Raw genomic sequence first — 9,050 nt, forward strand, 5'->3', positions numbered from 1 at the left:
TCGACCGAGGCCGCGGAGGCGTGGCCGAGCACGGCGGCGGTGGTGGCGCGGACCAGGTCGAGCGCGGCGGCCGGGGTCAGGTCGGCGGTCGGGGCGGCCGTCGCGGCCGCGGCCCGGCGGCGGCGCACCGGGACCAGGGCGCGCAGCAGCGGCGGCACCTCGCCCGCGGCCCGCACCGCAGCCAGGTCGAGGTCGAGCGGCGCCAGGACGGCGGCGCCGGTGCGCACGGCGGTGCTGAACAGGGCCAGCGCGTCGTCGTCGGTGAGGGCGCGGGCGGTGCGGCGCAGCTTCGTGCCGTCGAGGTGCCCGGTCATGCCGCTGGCGCTGGCCCACAGGCCCCACGGCAGCGAGGTCGCCGGGACCCCGGCGGCGCGCAGGTCGACGGCGAGGGCGTCGAGGGCGCTGTTGGCGGCGGCGTAGCCGGACTGGCCGGGGTTGCCGAGCACGCCCGCCGCCGAGGAGAACAGGACGAGGGCGGTCAGCTCGCCCGCCAGCTCGGCCAGGTGCCGCGCAGCGGTGAGCTTGGGGGCCAGCAGCGCGTCGAGCCGGTCGGGGGTCAGCGCGGTGACCACGCCGTCGTCGAGGACACCGGCGGCGTGCACGATCGCGGTCACCGGGTGCTCGGCCAACAACGCGGCCACAGCATCCCGATCGGACACATCACACGCCACAACCCGAACGTCCGCATCGATCTCCGGCACCACACCACCGGAACGGCTCACCAACACCAGATGCCGAACACCGTGCTCCGCCACCAGGTGACGGGCCAACAACAGACCCAGGGTGCCGGTACCACCGGTGATCAGCACCCGGCTCTCGGCGGTGAACGGCTCGGTGACGGCGGTGGTCTCGGCGCGGACCAGGCGCGGGGCGAGGACGCGGCCGTCGCGCACCACGAGTTCGGGCTCGTCGGCGTTGACCGGGGTGGTGTCCAGCGACCCATCGGTGTCGACCAGCGCGAGGCGGCCGGGGTTCTCGTTGGCCGCGGTGCGGACCAGGCCGCGCGCGGCGGCGCAGTCCACGGTGTCGGTGGTGCGGACGGTGAGCAGGCCCGCGGTGTCGTCGGCGAGGTGGGTCTGCACGGCGGTGAGCACGTCGGCCAGGGACAGGCCGTCGATGTCGAGCACGGCCGCCGCGGGCTCGTGCGCGACCTCGACGCGGTCGAGCGCGTACAGCGCGGCGCCGGTGGCGGGGGCCAGTGCGGCGGTGTCGAGGGGGCGCAGGGCGAGCGCGCCGACGCGGACGACGGGGGCGCCCTCGGCGTCGGCGGCCGTGACGGTCACCGCGTTCGGGCCCGCGGCGGACACGCGCACCCGCAGGGCGGTGGCGCCGGTGGCCGAGAGCCGGACGTCGGAGAAGGAGAACGGCAGGGCGGCGCGGACGCCCGCGTCGACGAACCCGCCGAGGGCGATGGCGTGCAGGGCGGCGTCGAGGACGGCGGGGTGCAGCCCGAAGCGCTGTGCGGCGGCGTGCTCGGCGTCGTCGAGGCGGACCTCGGCCAGGACGTCGTCGCCGTCGCGCCACACCCGGCGCAGCCCGCGGAAGGCGGGGCCGTAGCCGAGGTCCCGGGTGGCGAGGTCGGCGTAGAGGCCGTCGATGTCGACCTCGACCGCACCGGGTGCGGGCCACTCGGCGACGGCGGGGGCCTCGGGGGCGGCGGCGGTGAGGTGGCCGTCGGCGTGGCGGGTCCACGGGGCGTCGTCGGCGTCGGGTCGGGAGTGGACCGACACGGGACGGCGGCCGCCCTGGTCGGCGCCCACGGAGACCTGCAGGCGCAGCGCGCCCTGCTCGGGCAGGGTGAGCGGCTGGTGGAGTGTCAGCTCCTCCACGTGCGGGGCCCTGGTGTGCTCGCCCGCGCACAACGCCAACTCGACCAGCGCGGTGCCGGGGACGATGAGCCGCCCGGCGACGACGTGGTCGGCCAGCCAGGGGTGGTCGTCGAGGGCGAGGCGGCCGGTGAGCACGGCCCCGTCGCCGTCGGCCAGCGAGACCAGCGCGCCGAGGAAGGGGTGCCCGGCCGCGCCCTGGCCGAAGCCGCTGGGCGCCCCCGCGGCGGCGGTGACGCGCTGCGGCCAGAAGCGCTCGTGCTGGAAGGGGTAGGTGGGCAGCTCGACGGGCTCGGCGCCGGGCAGCACGCGCTCCCAGTCCGGGGTGGTGCCCGCGACGACGGCCTCACCGAGGGACAGCAGCATCCGGTCGAGCCCGCCGTGGTCGCGCTTGAGCGAGCCGACGGCGACGACGTCGTCGGGCAGGGCCATGGTGAGCACCGGGTGCGGGGAGCACTCGACGAACACGCCGAACCCGTCGTCGACGAGCCGCGTCACCGCGGCGGCGAACTCGACGGTGGAGCGCAGGTTGTCGAACCAGTACCCGGCGTCCATGCCCGAGCCGTCCTCGACCCGCCCGGTCAGGGTGGAGTGCACCGGCACGAGCCCGACGCGCGGCCGCACCGGCGCGAGCGCGGCCAGCAGCTCCTCGCGCAGCTCGTCGACTTGGGCGGAGTGGGAGGCGTAGTCCACCGGCACGCGCTTGGCCCGCACGCCGTCGGCCTCGCACTCGGCGACCAGCTCGTCCAGCGCGGCGGGCTCACCCGACACCACGACGGCGGCGGGCCCGTTCACCGCGGCCACGGAGACCCGGTCCCCGAACGGCGCGATCCGCGCCCGTACCTCGGCCTCGCCCAGCGCGACGGACACCATCCCGCCGCGCCCGGCCAGCCGCCGCAGCACCTGCGACCGCAGGGCCACGACCCGCGCACCGTCCTCAAGCGACAGCGCGCCCGCCACCACAGCGGCGGCGATCTCACCCTGCGAGTGACCCACGACAGCAGCGGGCTCGATCCCCCACGAACGCCACACCTCGGCCAGCGACACCATCACGGCCCACAGCACCGGCTGAACGACGTCGACCCGCTCCAACAGCGTGGAATCACCCAGGGCCTCGTCCAACGACCAGTCCTTGAACTCGCTCAGAGCCGCATCGCACTCAGCCAACCGAGCCGCGAACACCTCCGACGACGCAGCCAACTCCCGCGCCATCCCCACCCACTGCGAACCCTGACCGGGGAAGACGAACACGACCCGGCCCGGCTCGCCAGCAGTCCCCTGCACCAGCGCGGGGTGCTGCTCCCCCGCAGCCAGCGCGCGCACGGCGTCGACGCCCAGGGCGACCGCCCGGTGGCCGAGGTGGGCGCGCGTGGTGGCCAAGGCGAACGCGGCGCGGGTGGTGGGCAGCGACGGCAGCGCGTCAGCGAGGCGCCGGGCCTGGGCACGCAGCGCCGCAGCGGAGCGGGCGGTCAGGACGAGTGGTGCGAGAGCGGTGTCCGGGGCCTGCTCCGGGGCGGGGTCGCCCTGTTCCAGGATGACGTGGGCGTTGGTGCCGCTGACGCCGAAGGAGGAGACCGCGGCTCGGCGGGGCCGGTCGGCCTCGGGCCACGGGCGGGCCTCGGTCAGCAGCTCGACGCTGCCCGCGGTCCAGTCCACGTGCGGGGTCGGCGCGTCGACGTGCAGGGTCTTGGGCAGGGTGCGGTGGTTGAGGGCCAGGACGGACTTGATGATCCCGGCGACGCCTGCGGCGGCCTGGGTGTGACCGATGTTCGACTTCACCGACCCCAGGTACAGCGGCTCCGTGCGACCCTGGCCGTAGGTCGCCAGCAACGCCTGCGCCTCGATCGGGTCACCCAGCGAGGTGCCGGTGCCGTGCGCCTCCAGCATGTCCACATCGGACGGCTCCAGGCGCGCGTTGGCCAGCGCCTGCCGGATCACGCGCTCCTGCGACGGGCCGTGGGGGGCGGTGAGCCCGTTGGACGCGCCGTCCTGGTTGACCGCCGAACCCCGCACGAGCGCCAGGACGCGGTGGCCGTGGCGGCGCGCATCGGACAGCCGCTCGACGACGAGCACGCCGACGCCCTCGCCCCAGCCGGTGCCGTCGGCATCGGCGGAGAACGCCTTGCAGCGGCCGTCGCCGGACAGGCCGCGCTGGCGGGAGAACTCGATGAACGCCGTGGGGGTCGACATGACCGTCACGCCGCCCGCCACCGCCAGCGTGCACTCCCCCGACCGCAGCGCCTGCACGGCCAGGTGCAGCGCGACCAGCGAGGCCGAGCACGCGGTGTCGACGGTGACCGCCGGGCCCTCCAGCCCGAACACGTAGGACAGCCGCCCGGAGACGACGCTGGCGGAGTTTCCGGTGGCCAGGTGGCCCTCGACGCCCTCGGTGGAGCCGGTGAACAGCGGCGCGTAGTCCTGGCCGTTGGTGCCGACGAACACCCCGGTGGCGCTGCCGCGCAGGGTCGGGGCGGCAACACCCGCCCGCTCGAAGGCCTCCCACGTGGTCTCCAGCAGCAGGCGCTGCTGCGGGTCCATCGCCAGCGCCTCGCGCGGGGAGATGCCGAAGAAGTCCGCGTCGAAGCCGGGCACGTCGCGCAGGAACCCGCCGGTGGCGGTGTAGCTGGTGCCGGGGTTGTCCGGGTCGGGGTCGAACAGGGCGGCAAGGTCCCAGTTGCGGTCGTCGGGGAACGGGCCGAGGCCGTCCCGCCCGGCGACGAGCATGTCCCACAGGTCCTCCGGCGCCGCGACCCCGCCGGGGAAGCGGCAGGCCATGCCCACGATCGCGATCGGTTCGTCGGACCCGGCGGCGGCCACGACCGAGGGCACCCGGGTGGCGGCGACCCCGTCGAGCAGGCCGTCGACGTGGCGGGCCAGGTCGGCGGCGGTGGGGTGGTCGAACACCGCGGTGGCGGGCAGGGACAGGCCGGTGGCGGCGTTGAGCGCGGTGCGCAGCTCCACCGCGGTCAGCGAGTCGAAGCCCAGCTCGCGGAAAGCGCGGTCGGCGGGCACGGCGCGCGCGGAGGCGAAGCCGAGCACAGCCGCGGCGGTCTCCCGCACCAGGTCCAGCAGCGCGTGGCCGCGCCGGTCGGCGGGCAGCGCGCGGAAGCGCTCGGCCTGGGCGCCGAGGTCGGGGGCGGGCGCGGCGGCGCGGGCCGGGGCGAGGTCGGAGAGCAGGCGGCCGGGCAGGGCGAAGACCGACCAGTCGATGTCGACCACGGTCAGCGCGGGCAGCCCGGAGCCCACGGCGAGGGCCAGCGCGGTCACCGCGCGGTCGGCGGTGAGCGCGGCCAGACCGGAGCGGGCGGTGCGGGCGGCGGCCTTGTCGCCGGTGGCCATGCCGTCCTCGGCCCACGGGCCCCAGGCGATGCTGGTGCCGGGCAGCCCGGCGGCGTGCCGGGCGCGGACGAGGGCGTCGAGCTCGGCGTTCGCTGCGGCGTAGTTGCCCTGGCCGGGCGCGCCGAAGGTGGCCGCGGCCGAGGAGAAGACCACGAACGCGTCGAGGTCGCGGTCGCGGGTCAGCTCGTCGAGCACGCGCACGGCGACGGGCTTGGCCGCGGCGACCGAGGCCAGCCGCTCGGGGGTGAGCCGGTCGATCACGCCGTCGTCGAGCACACCCGCGGCGTGGATGACCGCGTCCGGCTCGACGTCGGCGAGCAGCGCGGCCATCGCCTCGCGGTCGGCGGCGTCGACTGCCACGACCGAGGTGCCCGCGGGCAGGCCATCGGGGACCGCGCCGCCGCGGCGGCTGGTGAGCACGAGCCGGTCGGCGGTGGCCGCGGCCCAGTGCGCCACCCGCACGCCCAGCGCACCGGTGCCACCGGTGATGAGCACGGTGCCGCGCGGGGTCCACGACGCGGCGGTCTCGGCGCGGGCGAGGCGGCGGGCGCGGTTGCCGTCGGGGGTGAGCAGGACCTCGGTCTCACCGCCGCCGAGCACGCGGGCGAGCCGGTCGGCGGTGGTGTCGGCGGGGGCGTCGACCAGCCCGCCCCAGCGCTCGGGGATCTCCAGCGCGGCGGTGCGGCCCAGGCCCCACACGGCGGCCTGCTCGGGGGCATCGGACAGCGCACCGGTGGTCACGGCCCAGACCGGGACCGGGGTGTCCACCAAGGACTGGAGCAGCGCGAGCAGGCTCTCCGCGGTGGGGTGCAGGGCGAGCACCCCCTCGGCGGACCCGGCGGCGTCGGGCACCTCGGCGGCGTCGACCACGCGGGCGCCCCGCGCGGCGAGGTCGGCGGCCTGCGGGGAGTCGGGGGCGCCGACGACGAGCCAGCCACCGAGTGCGACGGGCGGGTTCTCCGGGACCGGGGTCCAGTGGTCGCGGTAGTGCCAGGGCGTGCTGGTGGGGGCCTCGGTGGCGGGCCAGTAGCGCTCGCGCTGGAAGGGGTAGGTGGGCAGGTCCACGACCCGGCCGCCGGTGTGCAGGGCGGACCAGTCGACCTCGCCGCCGGTGGCGTGGACGTGGCCGAGGGCGCGCAGCGCGGTCAGCGCCTCGTCGCGGTCGCGGCGCTGGGCCGGGGCGCACTCGGCCAGCAGTGGGGCCAGGGCGGCGTCCGGGCCGATCTCGACGACGCGGGCGGCGTCGAGGCGGGCGGCGCCGTCGGCGAAGCGGACCGCGCCGCGCAGGTTGCGGGTCCAGTAGTCGGCGTCGGCGGGGTCGCCGGGGCCCGCGGCGGGGACGAACTCGATCGCGGGCGCCGACCGGGGCAGGGAGCCGACCAGCGCGGCCAGCGGCGCGACGGCCTCGTCCATGTGCGCGGAGTGGAAGGCGTGGCTGACCGCGAGCCGCTTGACCCGGACGCCGCGCGCGGCGTGCTCGTCGGCCAGGGCGGCCACGGCGTCGGCGTCGCCGGAGACCACGGTGGAGTCGGCGGAGTTGACCGCGGCGACCTCCACGCCCGCGGGCAGGGTGATCTCCCGCTCGGGCAGGCCGATCACGGCCATCGCCCCGCGCGCGGTGACCGCGCCCATGAGCCTGCCGCGCTCGACGACCAGCGCCGCCGCGTCGGCCAGGGTGAACACGCCCGCCACGTGCGCGGCGGCGATCTCCCCGACGGAGTGCCCGATCACCACGTCGGGCCGCACGCCCCAGGAGGCGAACAGCCGCGCCAGGGCGACCTCGAAGGCGAAGATCGCGGGCTGGGCGAACTCGGTGTCGTCGAGCCGCGACTGGTCCTCGACCAGCACGTGCCGCACCGGGGCCGGGAACAGCGCGACGACCTCGTCCCAGGCCGCGGCGAACACCGGGAACGCCGCGGCGAGGCCACGGCCCATGCCCGCGCGCTGCGAGCCCTGGCCGGTGAAGGCGAACGCGGTGCGCCCGCGGGTGACCGGGGCGGGCGTGATGGCGTCGAGCCCGGCGAGCAACTCCCCGCGGGTGGACCCGACGACCACGGCCCGGTGCTCGAAGGCGGTGCGGGTGGTGGCCAGCGAGTGACCGATGTCCGCGGCGGCCCAGTCCGGGGCGGCGACGAGCGCGGCCTTCAGCCGGGCGGCCTGGGCGCGCAGCGCGTCCTCGGTGCGCCCGGCCAGCGGCCACGCCGTCGGCCCGGCGGCGGGCGCGGTGGCGGAGGTGGCGTCCGTGCCGCCGGGGTCGCCAGCGCCGTCGGTACCCGCCTCGACCGCCTGCTCGACGATGATGTGGGCGTTGGTGCCGCTGATGCCGAACGACGACACCGCCGCGCGCCGCGGCCGGTCGACCTCGGGCCAGTCGCGGGCCTCGGTCAGCAGGGAGACCGCGCCGGACTCCCAGTCCACCTGCGAGGTCGGGGTGCCCAGGTGCAGCGACCGGGGCATCACGCCGTGGCGCAGCGCGAGGATCGCCTTGATCACGCCGGACACGCCCGCGGCGGCCTGGGTGTGGCCGATGTTGGACTTGATCGAGCCCAGGTGCACCGGGCGGTCGCGGTCCTGGCCGTAGGTGGCGATGACGGCCTGGGCCTCGATCGGGTCGCCAAGCGGCGTGCCGGTGCCGTGCGCCTCGACCAGGTCGATGTCGGTGGTCTCCAGCCGGGCGTTGGCCAGGGCCTGCCGGATCACCCGCTGCTGGGACGCGCCGTTGGGCGCGGTCAGGCCGCTGCTCGCGCCGTCGGAGTTCACCGCGGAGCCGCGCAGCACGGCCAGCACGCGGTGGCCGTTGCGCTGGGCGTCGGACAGCTTCTCCAGCAGCAGCACGCCGACGCCCTCACCGAAGCCGGTGCCGTCCGCGCCCTCGGCGAAGGACTTGCACCGACCGTCGGCCGAGAGCCCGCCCGCGCGGGAGAACTCGACGAAGCTGCCCGCGTTGGACATGACGGTGACCCCGCCCGCGAGGGCGAACCGGCACTCGTCCTGGCGCAGCGCCGACGCGGCCAGGTGCAGGGCGACCAAGGACGACGAGCAGGCGGTGTCGACGGTCAGCGTCGGGCCCTGCAAGCCCATCGCGTAGGCGACCCGGCCGGAGACGACCGAGGCGGCGCTGCCGGTGCCCACGTAGCCCGCGACGTCGTCGGCCGCGCCGTGCAGGCGCACGGCGTAGTCGTGGTACATCACTCCCGCGAACACGCCGGTGCGGGTGCCGCGCAGCGAGCGGGGGTCGATGCCCGCGCGCTCGACGGCGGTCCAGGCGTGCTCGAGCAGCAGGCGCTGCTGCGGGTCCATCGCCAGCGCCTCGCGCGGGGAGATGCCGAAGAACCCGGCGTCGAACAGGCCCGCGTCGGCGAGGAAGCCGCCTTGGGCCACGGTGAGCGCGCCGGAGCCGTCGACGTCGCGCAGGGCGTCCTCGGCCCAGCCGCGGTCGGTGGGGAAGCCGCCGATGCCGTCGCGGCCCTCCGACACCAGCCGCCACAGGTCCTCCGGGGAGCGCACGCCCCCGGGGTACTGGCAGCTCATGCCGACCACGGCGATGGGCTCGTGCCGCTTGCCCTCCGCCTCGGCCAGCCGCCTGCGGGTCTCCCGCAGGTCGGCGGTCGCCCGCTTGAGGTAGTCGAGGACCTTCGCGTCATCGGCCACGAGCGGCCACCTCCCGGTCGGTCACGCGGTTCATGCGATCCCGATCTCGTTGTCCAGCAAGTCGAACAGCTCCTCGGCCGACGCCTCGCTCAGGTCCTCCCCCGCGCGGGGCGCCGCGGCGGCGGCCGGGGCGGCGGGGGCGCTGTCACCGAGGTCGGCGAGCAGCGCGCGCAGCGTGGCCGCGACGCGGGCGCGGTCGGCGTCGTCGGCGGCGATGCCCGCGAGCACCGGGCC

2 protein-coding genes are annotated in these 9,050 nt (G+C 76.8%); both read right to left on the minus strand.

Annotation, left to right across the window (positions count from 1 at the left end; translation table 11 throughout):
- The coding region (locus tag L6E12_RS31290; RefSeq protein WP_236231528.1) for a type I polyketide synthase at nt 1-8,816 on the minus strand (8,816 nt) is incomplete at its 3' end.
- A 30-nt stretch (nt 8,817-8,846) separates the two neighbouring features.
- On the minus strand, nt 8,847-9,050 hold a 204-nt coding region (locus L6E12_RS31295), incomplete at its 5' end, for a hypothetical protein (RefSeq protein WP_374201978.1).

The sequence above is a fragment of the Actinokineospora sp. PR83 genome (assembly GCF_021056305.1).
Classification (GTDB): Bacteria; Actinomycetota; Actinomycetes; order Mycobacteriales; family Pseudonocardiaceae; genus Actinokineospora; species Actinokineospora spheciospongiae.